This window comes from Pleomorphomonas koreensis DSM 23070, from assembly GCF_000425185.1.
Lineage (GTDB): Bacteria > Pseudomonadota > Alphaproteobacteria > Rhizobiales > Pleomorphomonadaceae > Pleomorphomonas > Pleomorphomonas koreensis.
Window position 1 is genome coordinate 148,782 of record NZ_KE384327.1, and the last position, 16,098, is coordinate 164,879.

Consider the following 16,098-nt stretch of genomic DNA (forward strand, 5'->3'; position numbering starts at 1 on the left):
CAGGACGGCAGGACAAGCGCCGCACGGGCACTCCCCTGTCGTCTTTTCGGAGCATAGGCATTTGCCGGAGGTTGTGGCGGCGCTCCCGCCGGTGCGCCTCAGAGGAAGAACACGACGGTGGTCAGCAGGAACAGCGGCAGCAGGATGGCGCCCGACCAGGCCATGTAGCCGAAGAAGCTGGGCATGCGGATACCGGCGCCTTCGGCGATCGACTTCACCATGAAATTGGGGGCGTTGCCGATATAGGTGTTGGCGCCCATGAACACGGCGCCGGCCGAGATGGCGACCAGCGTCGTCGCCATGTCGCCCATCAGGTGGACCGGATCGCCGCCGGCCAGGTTGAAGAAGACGAGATAGGTCGGCGCGTTGTCGAGGAAGGACGACAGCAGGCCGGTCGCCCAGAAATACATGGCGTCGACCGGCGTGCCGTCGGCGGCCGTCACCAGGCCGATCAGCGGCGCGAAGGCGCCGTCGTGGGCGGCGCGCAGCATGGCCAGCACCGGAATGATGGTGACGAAGATGCCGGCGAACAGCTTTGCGACTTCGACGATCGGTGCCCACTCGAAGCCGTTGCGCGCGCGCAGGCCGGCCGGCGTCAGGAGAAGCGAGGCCAGCGCGGCGGCGACCAGCAGGCCGTCGCGCAGGAGGTTCTGCAACTCCACCGCCACGCCGGCGACCTGGAACGCGATGCCCGGCTTCCAGGCGCCCGACATCAGCACCGCGCCGACCACCACGGCCAGCAGGACGAGGTTGACGCGGCCCTCGACGCCGAGGCGGCCGGTATCGGGCGTCGGATCGGCGCGGCCGCGGAAGTCGTCGTCGCCCGCGTAGAGGCGGCGGTCGATCAGGTAGAACAGGCCGAGCAGGATCAGCGCGACGAAGCCGGTCTCCTTCAGCATGTGGAGCGTCGTCCAGAAGAAGCCGACGCCGCGCAGGTAGCCGAGGAACAGCGGCGGGTCGCCGATCGGCGTCAGCGAGCCGCCGATGTTCGACACCAGGAAGATGAAGAAGACGATGACGTGAACATTATGGCGGCGGCCGTCGTTGGCGCGGATCAGCGGCCGGATCAGCACCATGGAGGCACCGGTGGTGCCGATCAGCGAGGCGAGCAGCGTGCCGATGGCAAGGAGCGCGAGATTGGTGCCGGGCGAGCCGTGCAGGTTGCCGGTGATGAGGATGCCGCCGGCGATGGTGAAGAGGGCCCCGAGCAGGATCACGAAGGGCAGGTAGTCGTGCAGCATCGCCTCGGCCAGCGGCTCGACCACGGCCCCTGGTCCGGCAGCGACGGCGAAGGGCAGCACGAAGGCCAGCGCCCAGGCGGCGGCGATCTTGCCGAAGTGATGGTGCCAGAGGCGCGGCATGAGCAGCGGCCCGAGGGCGATCGACAGCAGGATGCCGACGAAGGGCAGCGCCCAGGCGACGCCGAGCGCGGCGCCGTCGAGGCCATGGCCGGCCTCGGCGGCCCGTGCCGGGGGCGAAGCCAGCAGGAGGGCGGCAGCGGCAAGGCCGGCCGTCCGTCTGGCGAGGACAATCCGGTCGGTCACGGCGCGCCTCCCGGTCGGTGATTCAGTTCCTGCCGCGCCGCACGCCGGCGGCGAGATCGGCGACGAGTCCGGCGACCGCCTGGACCGTGCCGGCCGTCGCCTTGCCGCCGTCGAGCGAATCGCGCACCGCGTTGACCAGCGCCGAGCCGACCACCACGCCGTCGGCATGGGCGGCGATGGCCGCCGCCTGCTCGCCGGTCCTGACGCCGAAGCCGACCATCACCGGCAGCGGCGTATGCGCCTTGATGCGGGCGACCGCCGCCGCGACGTCGCCGGCCGCCGCCGACTTTACGCCGGTGACGCCGAGCACCGAGACGTAGTAGACGAAGCCCGAGGAATTCCTGAGCAGCACCGGCAGGCGGGCGTCGTCGGAGGTCGGCGTCGCCAGGCGGATGAAGCTGATGCCGGCGTCGATGGCCGGCAGGCACAGCTCCTCGTCCTCCTCGGGCGGCAGGTCGACGACGATCAGGCCGTCGACGCCGGCCGCCTTGGTGTCGCGGACGAAGCGGTCGACGCCATAGGCGTAGATCGGATTGTAGTAGCCCATCAGCACGATCGGCGTTTCGTCGTCGCCCTCGCGGAAGGCGCGCACCTGCCGAAGCGTCTTCGCCAGGGTCTGGCCGGCGGCAAGCGCCCGGATGTCGGCGGCCTGGATCGGCGGCCCCTCGGCCATCGGGTCGGAGAAGGGCATGCCGAATTCGATGATGTCGGCGCCGGCGCCGGGCAGCGCCTTCAGGATGGCCAGCGATGTCTCGGGATCGGGGTCGCCGGCGGTGACGAAGGTGACCAGCGCCGCCCGGCCCTCCTCCCTGAGCTTGCCGAGGCGGGCGTCGATGCGGGTGACGGGAAGGGAATTCAAAGCTCGACTCCCAGGATCTTGCCGACGGTGAACACGTCCTTGTCGCCGCGGCCGCTGAGGTTGACGACGATGATCTCGTCCTTGCCCATCTTCGGCGCCTGCTTGATCGCCTCGGCGACGGCATGGGCGCTTTCCAGCGCCGGGATGATGCCCTCGACACGGGTCAGCATCTGGAAGGCGTCGAGCGCCTCCCGGTCGGTGGCCGGCACGTAGGCGACGCGGCCCTGGTCGTTCAGCCAGGAATGCTCGGGGCCGATGCCCGGATAGTCGAGGCCGGCCGAGATCGAGTGGCCTTCGAGGATCTGGCCGTCTTCGTCCTGCAGGAGATAGGTGCGGTTGCCGTGCAGCACGCCCGGCTTGCCGCCGTTCAGCGAGGCGGCGTGGCCGTTGTGGACGTCCATGCCGTGGCCGCCGGCCTCGACGCCGACGATGCGCACGTCGCGGTCGTCGAGGAAGGAATGGAAGATGCCGATGGCGTTGGAGCCGCCGCCCACCGCCGCGATGACCAGATCGGGCAGCCGCCCCTCGGCGGCGAGGATCTGCGCCCGCGTCTCCTCGCCGATCACCGACTGGAAGTCGCGCACCATGGCCGGATAGGGATGCGGGCCGGCCGCCGTGCCGATCATGTAATAGGTGCTCTCGACGTTGGTCACCCAGTCGCGCAGCGCCTCGTTCATGGCGTCCTTCAGCGTGCCGTTGCCGGCGGTGACCGGATGCACCTTGGCGCCCAGAAGCTCCATGCGGAAGACGTTGGGCTTCTGCCGCTCGACGTCGGTAGCGCCCATGTAGACCTCGCACGGGTAGCCGAAGCGGGCGCAGACGGTGGCCGAGGCGACGCCGTGCTGGCCGGCGCCGGTCTCGGCGATGATCCGCGTCTTGCCCATGCGGCGGGCCAGGAGGATCTGGCCGAGGCAGTTGTTGATCTTGTGGCTGCCGGTGTGGTTCAGTTCCTCGCGCTTCAGGTAGATCCTGGCGCCGCCGAGATGGGCGGTCAGCCGCTCGGCGAAATAGAGCGGCGAGGGGCGGCCGGTGTAGGTGGCGTGAAGCGCCTGAAGCTCGGCCTGGAAGGCCGGATCGGCCTTGGCCTCGCGATAGGCGCGGTCGAGTTCGAGGATCAGCGGCATCAGCGTCTCGGCGACGTAGCGGCCGCCGAAGATGCCGAAATGGCCGCGCTCGTCCGGACCGGTCCGGAAGGAATTGGGCGTCTGCGCGTCAGTCATCGTTTCCCTGTTCCCCTGCGGCGCGGGCCGCCGTCACGAAGGCGTCGATGCGGACGGCGTCCTTGACGCCCGGCGCGCTTTCGACGCCCGAGGATACGTCGACGCCCGACGGCCGCACCCGCCGCACCGCCTCTCCGACGTTGGTAGGGTCAAGGCCGCCGGAAAGCAAGAAGGGCGTCGGCGCGCCGACCAGGAGCGACCAGTCGAAGGCGACGCCGAGGCCGCCGGGGCGGCTGGCGTCCTTGGGCGGCTTGGCGTCGTAGAGGAGGAGATCGGCGGCGCCGGCGAAGGCGCCGGCGGCGGCGACGTCCTCGGCCGAGCCGATGCCGAGCGCCTTGATCACCGGCCGGCCATGGCGGGCGCGGACCCCGGACACCCGCTCGTGGCTCTCGCGGCCGTGCAACTGGAGAAAATCGGGCGCCACCGTCGCGACGAGGGCATCGAGAAGATCGTCAGGCGCATCGACGGTCAGCAGCACCGTCTTCGCCCGTCCCCTCGCCTGACGGCTGAGCGCGGCGGCAACCTCCGCCGCGACGTGGCGCGGGCTTTTCGGGAAATGCACGAAGCCGACGAGGTCGGCGCCGGCGGCGATCGCCCATTCCAGGCTGTCCGGCGTGGAGAGGCCGCAGATCTTGACGAGGAAACCGGACATCGGGACGCACTCGCGGGCGGCGGCCGGGGGCCGCCGCCGTCTCTCCAGGAAAGGCCGCCGTCAGGCGCCGGTGAAGGCGCGCGGCGCCGCCGAGACCAGCGACGGCGTCGACCCCGTCACCTCGTAGACGGCGAGGCCGCGGTCGTTGGTGCCGAAGGCGTTGAAGCGGAACAGGCCGTTCACCGACGACAGGAAGCCCTCGGGGTTGGTGATCACCGAGAGCTGGAAGCGCTGGCTGCCGGCGGTGCGGGCGAGGCCGGCGGCCAGCACCACCGCGTCATAGGCCAGCGAGGCGGTGAGCGGCGGCTCGCCGCCGTAGGCCGAGCGGTAGTGGCTGGCGAAGGCCGAGAAGCCGGAAATCTCCGGCGACGGGAACCAGCCGCCGACCAATGAGGGGTCGGTGTAGACGGCCGGATCGTTCCAGACGCCGGTGCCCAGGAGCTTGATGCGGCCGAGGTCGACGCCGGCCGTCTTGAGCGACCGGGCGATGGCCGGCGCCACGCCGGCGCCCTCGGGCACCAGCAGGCAGTCGATCTGCGAGGCGACGGCGGCGATGGCCGATGCCGCCTGCGCCTCGCCACCGGCCGGGAAGCGCTGGACGGCGACGACGCGCATGCCGGACCGGCCGGCCTCCTGGCGCAGCGCCGCCTCGGCGAGGTTGCCGAAGGCGCTCTGCGACATGATGGCGGCAATCGACTTGCGGCCGGACCTCGCCGCCTCGGCGACGACGCGGCGCACCTGACCGTCGACCAGGAAGCCGAGGATGTAGACGCCGGCCGCCGCCACCGACGGGTCGGAGGAGAAGGCGATCACCGGCACGGACGCAGCGCGCGCCACCGGTCCGGCGCCACCCACCTCGGCGGCGAACACCGGGCCGAGGATCAGCTCGGCGCCCTCGGCGATGGCCTGCCGCGCCGCGTCGGCGGCGCCCTCGGCGGTGCCGCGGGTATCCTTGACCAGAAGGGTGAGGTCGTTGCCGGAGAAGTCGTTGAGGCCGAGCTGGGCGGCGTTCTGCATGGCCATCGCCAGCGACGCGCCGTTGCCGGGCGCCGTCTTCGGCAAGAGCAGCGCCACGCGCACCGAGCCGGTGCCGAGCACGTCGCCCGACACGGCCGGCCCGGTCGGGGCGGGCAGCAGCGTGTCGCCGCCGCCCTGCCGGATCGTCGGCGAACAGGCGGCCAGCGCCGCGCCGCCCATCAGCAGCAGCACCAGGCGCCGGCTCACCGGCCCCGCCATGCGCGCCGCGCCACCCTTTTCCGAAGACGCGATTCTGCCGGTCGCGCCGCTCGCAACCTTGCCATCGTCACGGGTCATCGTTCCAACCTTCCGCCGCAAAAGCATCCGTTCCATTTCAATGACAAACGGCGGCCGATGCAACTCCTCAAGCGGCATTTACCGGTGGAGAGGCCGCGAATCGGCAGCAGTCACTCGATTTTCCGGTCAAAGTGTGGTTTTGGAGCAGGCAAGCATTGCGCCGGCCCGCCTTTTCCGCGCCCGACCGGCCGAGGGAATCCCATGATCAGGCACGTCGTCTATTTCTCCGTCCGTTCCGAGGCCGACCGCGACAAGGTGCTCGGCGGCCTCCGCCTGCTCGAAGCCAATCCGCACGCCCTCCATCTCGAAGTCGGCGAAAACCTGAAGCTCGACAGCCTCGGCAACGACGTCGACTTCGTGGTCTACGGCGAGTTCGAGGACGAGGCGGCGCTGGAGGCGTTCAAGGCGCATCCGGTCTACCAGGCATCGGTCGCCGCGGTGCGGCCGATCCGGGACCTGCGCATCGCCGCCGACATCGTGGCCCGGTCGCGGCCATGAGCGAGGCGGCCGGCCGGCCGGCGACGACGGGCTTTTCCATCGACGGCACCGCCTTTGCCGGCAGGCCGGTCGAGCCCGGCCTCTATGCGGTGGCGACGCCGATCGGCAACCTCCAGGACATCTCGCTGCGGGCGCTGGAGGTACTGGCCGGCGCCGACCTCGTGGTCTGCGAGGACAGCCGCGTCACCGCCGTGCTGCTCGACCGCTACGCCATCCGCAAGCCGCTCGCCATCTACCACGAGCACAACGCCGCCCGCGAGCGGCCGCGCCTCCTCGCCATGCTGCGCGGCGGCCTGCGCCTCGCCCTGGTGTCCGACGCCGGCACGCCGCTGATCTCCGATCCCGGCTACAAGCTGGTGGAGGCGGCGCTCGCCGAGGGGCTGAAGGTGATCCCCATCCCCGGCGCCTCGGCCATCCTGTCGGCGCTGGTCGCGGCGGGCCTGCCCACCGACACCTTCCTGTTTCTCGGCTTCCCGCCGCACCGCTCGGGCGCCCGGCGCAACCGGCTCGCCGCCTTCCGCGCCGTGCCGGCGACGCTCGTCGCCTACGAATCGCCGCACCGGGCGGCCGAGACGCTGCGCGACATGGCCGACGTGCTCGGCGCCGACCGGCCGGCCGCCCTCTGCCGCGAGCTGACCAAACGCTTCGAGGAGGTGCGGCGCGGCACGCTGTCCGAGCTGGCGGCCGGCGCCGAGGCCGATCCGCCGCGCGGCGAGATCGTGCTGGTGGTCGGCCCGCCGGGCGAGGAGACGGCCGGCGAGGCCGATCTCGAAGCGCTGCTCGCCGCCGCGCTGCAAACGCAGGGCGCCGGACAGGCGGCGGCCGAGGTGGCGAAAGCCACGGGACGGCCGCGCAAGGAGGTCTACGCGCTGGCCGTCAGGCTCAAGGCGGCGCTCGATGCCGGCGGCGACGACACCCCGGACGCCTGACCCGAACGGAGACGTCCGATGCCGCCGACCGACCTCCTGATCACCTTCTTCCTGTCGACGGCGCTGTTCGCCTTCGTGCCGGGGCCGGCGATGCTCTATGCCGCCGCCCGGACGCTGGCCGGCGGCCGGCGGGCCGGCCTGATGGCCGCCTTCGGCGTGCATGTCGGCGGCTATGCCCACGTGCTCGCGGCGGCCATGGGCCTGTCGGCGCTGTTTCACGCGGTTCCCGTCCTCTACACGGTGGTGAAGCTCGCCGGCGCCGCCTACCTCGTCTTCCAGGGCTGGCGGCTGGTCGCCGGCCGCGACGCCGCCACCGAAGCGAGCGCCGGCGCGGGCGAACCCCGGCGCGCCTTCGTCCAGAGCATCGTCGTCGAACTGCTCAACCCCAAGACGGCGATTTTCTTCCTGGCCTTCCTGCCGCAATTCGTCCGCGCCGACGCCGGCGCGCCGTTGTGGCTGCAGTTTCTCGTCCTCGGCGCCATCACCAACCTGATGTTCTCCATCGCCGACATCGTCGCCGTCGTCGGCGCCGGCGGCATCCTGTCCGGCCTGCGCGCCTCGCCTTCGCTCGGCCGGTGGTCGCGGCGGGCGGCGGGGTCGCTGCTGATCGGCCTCGGCGCGCGCCTCGCCTGCGAGCGGAGCTGATGAGCGCCGACCGCCGGGCGCGGGAGGCGCGCGGCCGCGTTGCCGAGGCCATGGCCGCCTGGGCCCTGCGCCTTAAGGGCTATCGCATCCTCGCCGCCCGCTACCGCACGCCGCTCGGCGAGATCGACCTCGTCGCCCGGCGGGGCGGCGTCGTCGCCTTCGTCGAGGTCAAGGCGCGAGCCACCCTCGACGCCGGCCTCGAAGCGGTGGATGCGGGCGGCTGGCGGCGCATCGAGGCGGCGGCCGACCTCTATCTCGCCCGTCACCCGCAACTGGCCGGCCTGACGCTGCGCTTCGACCTCATGGTGATCAGCCCGCGCCGCTGGCCGCGCCACGTCGAGAACGCATCTTCGTGAAGCGCTTTCCCGTTGCGCGGCGGCCGGAAGCCGCCCATAAACGGCGGCACCCCCTCCCGAAGACGAGTTTGCCATGAGCCTTTCCGTCGCCGTCCAGATGGACCACATCGCCTCGATCCGCCTTGCCGGCGATTCCACCTTCGCGCTGATGATGGAGGCCGAACGGCGCGGCCACAGCCTCTTCCACTACACGCCCGACCGGCTGACGCTGCGCGACGGCAAGGTGACGGCGGCGATCGAGCCGGTGGCGGTGCGCGACGAGCCCGGCAACCACTTCACGCTCGGCGTGGCCGAAAAGACCGATCTTTCGACGCTCGACGTGGTGCTGCTGCGCCAGGACCCGCCGTTCGACATGGCCTATCTCTCCACCACCTATCTGCTCGAACGCATCCATCCGGCGACGCTGGTGGTCAACGATCCGGCCGAGGTGCGCGACGCGCCGGAAAAGCTCCTGGTGATGAACTATCCCGAGCTGATGCCGGAGACGATCATCACCCGCGATCCCGACGAGATCCGCGCCTTCCGCGCCGAGTTCGGCGACATCGTGCTGAAGCCGCTCTACGGGGCCGGCGGCCAGGGCGTCTACCGCGTCCGGCCGGACGACGACAATTTCAGCGCCTTCCTCGAACTGTTCCTGACCCAGTCGCGCGATCCGTTCATCGCCCAGCGCTACCTGCCGGCCGTGCGGGCCGGCGACAAGCGCATCATCCTCGTCGACGGCAAGTTCGCCGGCCTCGTCAACCGCGTGCCGGCGGAAGGCGACCTCCGCTCCAACATGGTGCGCGGCGGCGCGGCGGCCGGCGCCGAGCCGACGGCGCGCGACCTCGAGATCTGCGAGGCGATCGGCCCGGAACTCCGCGACCGCGGCCTGATCTTCGTCGGCATCGATGTGATCGGCGACAAGCTGACCGAGATCAACGTGACGTCGCCGACCGGCATCCGCGCCATCCGCCGGCTCGGCGGCCCCGATGTCGCGGCGCTCGTCTGGGATGCCATCGAGGCGCAGTTCTAGAGGATCAGAACTTCTCGTCCGGATAGACGCCCCACAGCGATCCCTGGGCGATCCAGCCGGAGAAGCCCCTGCCGTCGAGACGGCACCAGCTGCCGTCGCATTTCTCGACCGGGGCCTGCACCTTCGGCTCGACGCGGGCGGTGACCCGGCTGGTGTCGTCCGGGCCGGCGTGCAGGTCGATCAGCGTCTTGTCGGCCGCCCAGGGGGCGACGATGGCGGTGCGGGTACCCGACAGCAGCGAGTGGAACACCCAGCCCTCGCCGCCCTCGAAGTCGCGGATGCGCCGCCAGTTCTCGAATTCCTGGGTGATCTCCACCGGCATGCCGGCGCGCACGTAGCGCCAGATCACCGCCTGGTCGCGCGACGGCCCCTGGCGGACGTTGACCGAATCCGACTTGAGGCTGACGAAGCGCGGCACCGGCAGGCCGGAGCTGCCGACCGCCACGTTCTGGGCGACAACCGGTCCGGCAAGCATCAGCCATGCGGAGAGAACCGCCGCCCATCGCCTCGCCGCCCGCATCGTCGTCCCTTCCGCCGCAAAAGATCGCCGCCGCCGCACGCGGCGCAGCCATCATGGTTGCCGGTCGAAGTTAACGTCGCGTCAACGCCGCCACACCCATGTTGCAGGACAGTATCGGACCTCAGCCGGATTGACGCCCGGAGACGGCTGTCCGACACTCACCGCGATGAGGCCGCCCCCGCCGGCGGCCTTCAGGCAAGGACGGAAACGAAAAATGGCCGGCAAGAAGCCCCTGGTGGTGGTGACGCGCAAGCTGCCCGAGGTCGTCGAGGCGCGCATGGGCGAGCTGTTCGACGTCCGCCTCAATCCCGCCGACCGGCCGATGAGCCAGGCCGAACTGGTGGAAGCCAGCCGGGTCGCCGACGTGCTGGTGCCCACCGTCACCGACCGCGTCGACGGCGGCGTCATCGCCCAGGCCGGCCCCGGCCTGAAGCTGATCGCCAACTTCGGCAACGGCGTCGACAACATCGACGTCATCAAGGCCACCGAGCGCGGCATCGCCGTCACCAACACGCCGGGCGTGCTGACCGAGGACACCGCCGACATGACCATGGCGCTGATCCTCGCCGTGCCGCGCCACATGGCCGAGGGCATGCGGGCGCTGCAGGCCGGCGAGTGGCAGGGCTGGTCGCCCACCGGCATGCTCGGCAGCCGCCTGCGCGGCAAGAAGCTCGGCATCGTCGGCATGGGCCGCATCGGCCAGGCGGTCGCCCGCCGCGCCGCCGCCTTCGGCCTTTCCGTCCACTACCACAACCGTCACCGCCTGCCGATCGAGGTGGAGGAGAGGCTTTCCGCCACCTGGTGCGAGAGCCTCGACCAGATGCTGAACCGCATGGACATCGTCACCGTCCACTGTCCGCACACGCCGGCCACCTATCATCTCCTGTCGGCGCGGCGGCTGAAGCTGATGCGGCCGGATGCCTATCTGATCAACACCGCCCGCGGCGAGATCATCGACGAAGCGGCGCTGACCCGCATGCTGGTGGCCGGCGAACTGGCCGGCGCCGGCCTCGACGTCTATGAGCAGGAGCCGTCGATCAGCCCCAAGCTCGTCAAGTGCGGCCGGGCGCTGCTGCTGCCGCACATGGGCTCGGCAACCATCGAAAGCCGCATCGAGATGGGCGAGAAGGTGATCGTCAACATCCGCGCCTTCATGGACGAGCATCACCTGCCCGACCGCGTGCTGCCGTCGATGCTTTGATTCTGGCCTCAGGCGCCGGCGGGCCTCCGGCCCTTGGCTTCCGCTCCGCTTTGCGTCTTTCGGGGCTTCGTCCCGAAAGACCCGCTGCGCGCGGCGCCGCTTGGCGCCGGAAGCCGCCTGAGGCGGCTTCAGCGTTATTTCCGGCCTCAGGCGCCGGCGGGCCTCCGGCCCTTGGCTTACGCTCCGCTTTGCGTCTTTCGGGGCTTCGTCCCGAAAGACCCGCCGCGCGCGGCGCCGCTTGGCGCCGGAAGCCGCCTGAGGCGGCTTCAGTTTCATTTCGGCGGCGGGAAGGCTTTCGATCTCAGGCCGGCAGCTTCAGGCCGCTGTCGCGGGCGAGCTGGGCGAGGCTGACGGCCGGGCGCGGGCCGATGTGGCCGACGCACTCGCCGCCGGCCATGCAGCCGAGCCGCACCGCCTCGTCCAATGACAGGCCCCGGGCGCGGGCAAAGAGGAAGCCGGCCGCAAACTGGTCGCCGGCGCCGGTCATGTCGACCAGTTCGTCGACCGCCACGGCCGGCGCCGAGGCCATCTCGTCGCCCTCGAAGGCCAGCGCGCCGTCGCCGCCCAGCGTCACCACGCCGGCCTTGCAGTCGCGTTTCAGGCACTCGACGGCCGTGTCGAGGTCGTGCGTCTCGTAGAGCGCCTTCGCCTCCTCCTTGTTGGCGAACACCAGGTCGACGGTGCCCGAGCGCATCAGGTCGAGGAACTCGGCCCGGAAGCGGTCGACGCAGAAGCTGTCGGAGAGGGTGATCGACGCCAGCCGGCCGTGGGCGTGGGCGATCTTCGCCGCCTTGCGGAACGCCTCCTTGGCGGCCGGCGGGTCCCACAGGAAGCCTTCGAGATAGGTGTAGCGGGCGGCGGCCACCGTCGCCTCGTCGATGTCGTCGACGGTGAGGTGATGGCAGGCGCCGAGATAGGTGTTCATCGTCCGCTCGCTGTCGGGCGTGATCAGGATCATGCAGCGGGCGGTGGGGGCGCCGTCGAACAGCGGCCGGGTCTCGAAATGCACGCCCTGCGAACGGATGTCATGGGTGAACACCTCGCCGAAGGCGTCGATCGCCACCTTGCCGATATAGGCGGCGCGGCCGCCCAGCGAGGCGACGCCGGCCGCCGTGTTGGCGGCCGAACCGCCGGAGGCTTCCACCGCCGGCCCCATCATGTCGTAGATGCGGCCCGCCTCCTCGGCGTCGATCAGCCGCATCATGCCCTTGGTGACGCCGAGCCGCACCAGGATGTCCTCCTCGGCGGGGGAAAGAATGTCGACGATGGCATTGCCGATGGTCAGCACGTCGAAATCGAGGCTCATCGCGGAAACTCTCCCAAGGGTCGGCCGCGTCGCGGCTGCCGTCTGGCGTGTGCGGCTTTGCAAATGCCGTTTTCAGGTTTGCAAATGGCCTAGACCATTCCCAACTGACCGGCAAGCCGCACTTCCACGGCATGGGACGGGGATTTTTTCCACAATGCTGAACGCCGTGCTGACCGCCCTCCGCGACATCCCGACGCCGCCCTTCCGGACGGTTTTGTGGAAGTCGGTCGGCCTGACGCTGGGGCTGCTCGCCGTCGTCTGGATCGGCACCTGGGCGGCGGCCGACCACTTCGCCGCCGCGCTGCCGGACGGCTGGCGCACCGCCGTCGAATGGCTCGCCGGCATCCTGCTGTTCGTCGGCCTCGGCTTCCTGGTGGCGCCGGTCGCCGCGCTGTTCGCCGGCCTCTACGCCGACGAGGTGGCCGAGGTGGTGGAGCGGACGCGCTATCCCGCCGACCCGCCGGGCACGGCGCAGCCGCTTGTCGCCGGCCTCCTGACGGCCCTGCGCTTCACCGCCTTCGTCGTGCTGGTCAACATCCTCATGCTGCCGCTGCTGTTCTTCCCCGGCGTCAACGTGCCGATCTTCCTGATCGTCAACGCCTATCTGCTCGGCCGGGAGTATTTCGAGCAGGCGGCGATGCGCTTCCGGCCACCCGAGGCGGCGCGGGCGCTGAGGGCCGCCCATTCCGGCAAGGTGATGCTTGGCGGCCTGACGATCGCCGCGTTGCTGGCCATTCCCATCGTCAACATCCTGACGCCGCTCTACGCCACGGCGCTGATGGTGCACGTGGTGAAGCTCGCCGAACGCAAGGAACGGGCCTGACCTCAGGCCGGCGGCGTGCCGTTGTCGGCGAGCACCTCGCCGGCGAGGTAAAGCGAGCCGCAGATCAGGATGCGCGGCGGCGGCCCCGACCAGGTGTCGCGGAGATGGGCGAGCGCCGCCGCGACGCCAGAGGTCGCCATGGCCGTGACGCCGGCGCCGCGCGCCTCGGCGGCCAGCGCCTGCGGTTCGCGTGCCGCGTCGGAGCCACGGATCGGCACGGTGTAGACGCGGCGGGCAAGGCCGGCAAAAGCCTCGAAGAAGCCGGCGGGATCCTTGGTCGACAGCATGCCGACGACCAGCACCAGCGGCCGGGCGACGCGCTCCTCGAGATCGGCCATGGCCGAGGCGATCACCTCGCCGGCGCCGGGATTGTGGCCGCCGTCCAGCCAGACCTCCGCGCCGCCGGGAGCGGCGTCGACGATGGCACCGGCCGTCAGCCGCTGCAGCCGGGCCGGCCACTCGACGCGCTCCATGCCGCGCTCGAAGGCGTCGTGGCCGACGCGGAAGCCGGCTGCCCGCACCGCGGCGATGGCCGTGCCGGCATTGGCGATCTGGTGGCCGCCGGGAAGGCGCGGCCGCGGCAGGTCGTAGAGGGCGTCGCCGTCCTGGAACACCAGGCGACCGCGCTCCTCGAAGGCGGTCCAGTCCTGGCCGCCGATCATCAGCGGGCCGGCGCCGACCTCGGCCGCCACGCGCTCGACCACCGCCCGTACGCCGTCCGGGTTGGGCGACAGCACCACCGGACAACCGCGCTTGACGATGCCGGCCTTCTCGAAGGCGATCTTCTCGACGGTATCGCCGAGATAGGCCTGATGGTCGAGGGAGATGGAGGTGATCACCGACACGGCCGACCGGTCGATGACGTTGGTGGAATCGAAGCGGCCGCCCAGCCCGACCTCCAGCAGCACCGCGTCGGCCGGACGCTCGGCGAACAGCAGGAAGCCGGCGGCGGTCAGCAGTTCGAACAGGGTGATCGCCTCATCGCCATTGGCCGCCTCGACGCGGCGAAGCGCGTCGGCGAAGTCGTCGTCGCCGACGGTGCTGGAGACGCCCGGCCCGTCGGCGAGGCGGAAGCGCTCGTTGTAGCGGACGAGATGCGGCGAGGTGTCGGCGTGGACGCGATAGCCCTCGGCCTCGAGGATCGCCCTCAGGAAGGCCACCGTCGAGCCCTTGCCGTTGGTGCCGGCGACGTGGAACACCGGCGGCAGGCGATCCTGCGGGTTGCCGAGCGCGGCGAGCAGCCGGCGGATGCGGCCGAGCGTCAGGTCAAAACCCTTCGGCCAGCGCTGCAGCAGGCGGTCGATGATGTCGAGCGGCGTTTCCATGGCAAGGTCCGGATGGGCGAAGCGCCCGAAAGAAACGCGCCGCCCTGACGGCGGCGCGGCGGGTCGGCAGGCCGGGCGCGGCGGATCAGGCCGGCAGAAGCGCGGTGCCGCTCGCGTGGGTGAGCAGACGGACGAGGCGGCCGATGGTGGCGCGCAGCTCGTGCCGGTGCACCACCATGTCGATCATGCCGTGGTCGAACAGGTATTCGGAGCGCTGGAAGCCCTCCGGCAGCTTCTCGCGGATGGTCTGCTCGATGACGCGCGGGCCGGCGAAGCCGATCAGCGCGCCGGGCTCGGCGATATGCACGTCGCCCAGCATGGCGTAGGAGGCGGTGACGCCGCCGAGCGTCGGGTTGGTCAGCACGACGATATAGGGCAGGCCGGCCTCGCGCAGCATCTCGACGGCCACCGTGGTGCGCGGCATCTGCATCAGCGACAGGATGCCCTCCTGCATGCGGGCGCCGCCCGAGGCGGTGAACATCACGAAGGCCGCCGAGCGGGCGACCGCCTCCTCGACGCCGCGAATGATCGCCTCGCCGGCCGCCGTGCCGAGCGAGCCGCCCATGAAGTCGAAATCCTGGACGGCGGCGACCACGGCGTTGCCCTCGACGCGGCCGGCGCCGACCAGCACGGCATCGTCGTTGCCGGTCTTGGCGCGCGAATCGCGCAGGCGATCGACGTAGCGCTTCTCGTCGCGGAACTTCAGCGGGTCCTGCGTCACGGCCGGCGTGGCGATCTCCTCGAACTCGCCGCCGTCGAACAGCTTCACGAAGCGCTCCCTGGGCGGCATGCGCATGTGGTAGCCGGAATTGGGGATCACCCACTGGTTGGCTTCGAGGTCGCGGTGGAAAACCATCTCGCCGGTCTCGGGGCACTTCACCCAGAGGTTTTCCGGCACGTCGCGCTTGGCGGACCAGAGGGAACGGATTTTCGGGCGGACGACGTTGTTGATCCAGTTCACGGGGCGTTTCGACCTTATGCTCTGTCGCGCCGGCCGGCCTGGCCGCACCCGGCGCCGGACCGGTCGCCGGTCCTTCGTCGTGGCTCTCATAGCACAACGGTCCCGAGGACCAAAGCCGTTTCGCCGTCCGCCCGATCGCCTCAAAGCGGCCGTACCGACGGCTTTTCCGCCTCAGGCGCCGACGGGTCTCCGGAGCGGCGCGATTGAACGGAACATCGCTTTCCGGCGGCCGGCATTCGGTCTAGCCTCGGGCAATCAGAGGAGAAGCGCCATGCCGATGCCCATCATCGAACGCCGCCGCATTGAGGCGGAGATCGTCGGCCACATCTATCGCGAGCTGGTCGAGCGGATCGGCCGCGAGGCGGCGCGCGCCGCCATCGACGCCGCCATCCGCAAGGCGGCGGTCGCCCATGGCGAGGCATGCCGCGCCGAACTCGGCCGCCCGCCCGACTGCCGGGATCTCGCGGCCATACTGCCCGCCTGGACCGCCGGGGAGGCGCTGGAGATCGAGGTGAAGGAGGCGGCGCCCGACCGCCTCGCCTACGACGTTACCCGCTGCCGCTATGCCGAGACCTACCGCGAGATGGGGCTGGCCGACATCGGCGCCCTGCTGTCCTGCAACCGCGACGCCGCGTTCTCGGCCGGCTACAATCCCGCCATGACGCTCGAACGCACGGAAACCCTGATGGAAGGCGGCCGGCGCTGCGACTTCCGCTATCGCCTGGACACGCCCGGCGGGCAATAGGCCTGCGGCCCCTTTACGGCCGGCTTCGCCCCGAACGCCGCCGGCTGCCGAAATCGTCTCCACCTGTCGCCCAAAGCCTTGCATCCACCCGCCAAATCGGTTGATGAATGGGTGCCCAGAAACGAAAGTTACAAAAGGTCCGCTCGCAAAGGTCGATCTTGGCCCTTGCCGGCTGGCCCTTTTGCCAC

17 protein-coding genes are annotated in these 16,098 nt (G+C 70.7%); 8 read left to right on the forward strand and 9 right to left on the reverse strand.

The annotated features are described in order from the left end of the window. Positions 1-98 precede the first annotated feature (98 nt). From H512_RS0120785 to H512_RS0120805, 5 genes are read right to left on the reverse strand one after another with little or no spacing between them, the layout of a single operon-like run. Positions 99-1,544 (reverse strand): sodium:proton antiporter, encoded by a 1,446-nt coding sequence (locus tag H512_RS0120785; protein ID WP_245585472.1) that lies wholly within the window; start codon positions 1,542-1,544, stop codon positions 99-101. A gap of 22 nt (positions 1,545-1,566) precedes the next feature. Continuing rightward, positions 1,567-2,403, reverse strand: a complete 837-nt coding sequence (gene trpA / locus H512_RS0120790; protein WP_036793069.1) for a tryptophan synthase subunit alpha — start codon at positions 2,401-2,403, stop codon at positions 1,567-1,569. After that, positions 2,400-3,623 (reverse strand): tryptophan synthase subunit beta, encoded by a 1,224-nt coding sequence (trpB, locus tag H512_RS0120795; RefSeq protein WP_026785033.1) that lies wholly within the window; start codon positions 3,621-3,623, stop codon positions 2,400-2,402. Before trpB ends, trpA begins: the two co-directional genes overlap by 4 nt. Next, positions 3,616-4,275, reverse strand: coding sequence for a phosphoribosylanthranilate isomerase (locus tag H512_RS0120800; protein ID WP_026785034.1), 660 nt, complete (start codon positions 4,273-4,275; stop codon positions 3,616-3,618). The genes trpB and H512_RS0120800 overlap by 8 nt, the downstream gene beginning before the upstream one ends. Positions 4,276-4,335: 60 nt before the next feature. After that, a complete protein-coding gene (locus H512_RS0120805) occupies positions 4,336-5,589 on the reverse strand; it encodes a penicillin-binding protein activator (protein WP_169507203.1) in 1,254 nt (417 codons plus the stop codon). Between the two features lie 201 nt (positions 5,590-5,790). Here H512_RS0120805 and H512_RS0120810 point away from each other — a divergent pair, with 201 nt between their 5' ends. From H512_RS0120810 to gshB, 5 genes are all read left to right on the forward strand, one after another. After that, on the forward strand, positions 5,791-6,087 hold the full coding sequence (locus H512_RS0120810) for a Dabb family protein (protein ID WP_026785036.1): 297 nt from the start codon (positions 5,791-5,793) through the stop codon (positions 6,085-6,087). Continuing rightward, entirely contained in the window at positions 6,084-7,016 is a 933-nt protein-coding gene (gene rsmI, locus H512_RS0120815) for a 16S rRNA (cytidine(1402)-2'-O)-methyltransferase (RefSeq protein ID WP_026785037.1), read from the forward strand. Before H512_RS0120810 ends, rsmI begins: the two co-directional genes overlap by 4 nt. An 18-nt stretch (positions 7,017-7,034) precedes the next feature. After that, on the forward strand, positions 7,035-7,661 hold the full coding sequence (locus H512_RS0120820; RefSeq protein WP_026785038.1) for a LysE family translocator: 627 nt from the start codon (positions 7,035-7,037) through the stop codon (positions 7,659-7,661). Beyond that, positions 7,661-8,017 carry a YraN family protein gene (locus H512_RS0120825; protein WP_026785039.1) on the forward strand — a complete coding sequence of 119 codons (357 nt, stop codon included), beginning with the start codon at positions 7,661-7,663 and terminating at the stop codon, positions 8,015-8,017. The genes H512_RS0120820 and H512_RS0120825 overlap by 1 nt, the downstream gene beginning before the upstream one ends. Before the next feature lie 73 nt (positions 8,018-8,090). Further along, positions 8,091-9,029 carry a glutathione synthase gene (gshB, locus tag H512_RS0120830; protein WP_026785040.1) on the forward strand — a complete coding sequence of 313 codons (939 nt, stop codon included), beginning with the start codon at positions 8,091-8,093 and terminating at the stop codon, positions 9,027-9,029. Positions 9,030-9,033: 4 nt separating this feature from the next. Here the strand turns inward: gshB and H512_RS0120835 are convergent, their stop codons facing one another. After that, positions 9,034-9,504, reverse strand: coding sequence for an SH3 domain-containing protein (locus H512_RS0120835; RefSeq protein ID WP_245585473.1), 471 nt, complete (start codon positions 9,502-9,504; stop codon positions 9,034-9,036). A gap of 259 nt (positions 9,505-9,763) precedes the next feature. On the opposite strand from H512_RS0120835, the gene H512_RS0120840 reads away from it, so the two are divergent. Beyond that, the gene (locus H512_RS0120840) at positions 9,764-10,750 is read left to right on the forward strand and encodes a 2-hydroxyacid dehydrogenase (RefSeq protein WP_026785042.1); all 987 of its coding nucleotides are present in this window, start codon (positions 9,764-9,766) and stop codon (positions 10,748-10,750) included. 301 nt (positions 10,751-11,051) lie between these two features. Here the strand turns inward: H512_RS0120840 and H512_RS0120845 are convergent, their stop codons facing one another. Beyond that, positions 11,052-12,056: an adenosine kinase gene (locus H512_RS0120845; RefSeq protein WP_026785043.1), complete on the reverse strand. Its 1,005-nt coding sequence runs from the start codon at positions 12,054-12,056 to the stop codon at positions 11,052-11,054. A gap of 154 nt (positions 12,057-12,210) precedes the next feature. Here H512_RS0120845 and H512_RS0120850 point away from each other — a divergent pair, with 154 nt between their 5' ends. Further along, entirely contained in the window at positions 12,211-12,879 is a 669-nt protein-coding gene (locus H512_RS0120850) for a sulfate transporter family protein (protein ID WP_026785044.1), read from the forward strand. A 2-nt stretch (positions 12,880-12,881) separates the two neighbouring features. Here the strand turns inward: H512_RS0120850 and H512_RS0120855 are convergent, their stop codons facing one another. Beyond that, positions 12,882-14,204 carry a bifunctional folylpolyglutamate synthase/dihydrofolate synthase gene (locus H512_RS0120855; protein ID WP_026785045.1) on the reverse strand — a complete coding sequence of 441 codons (1,323 nt, stop codon included), beginning with the start codon at positions 14,202-14,204 and terminating at the stop codon, positions 12,882-12,884. Between the two features lie 85 nt (positions 14,205-14,289). Then, entirely contained in the window at positions 14,290-15,165 is an 876-nt protein-coding gene (gene accD / locus H512_RS25365) for an acetyl-CoA carboxylase, carboxyltransferase subunit beta (RefSeq protein ID WP_036793070.1), read from the reverse strand. A gap of 271 nt (positions 15,166-15,436) precedes the next feature. Between accD and H512_RS0120865 the strand changes: the two genes are divergently transcribed. After that, positions 15,437-15,910, forward strand: coding sequence for an L-2-amino-thiazoline-4-carboxylic acid hydrolase (locus H512_RS0120865; protein ID WP_026785046.1), 474 nt, complete (start codon positions 15,437-15,439; stop codon positions 15,908-15,910). Positions 15,911-16,098 lie beyond the last annotated feature (188 nt).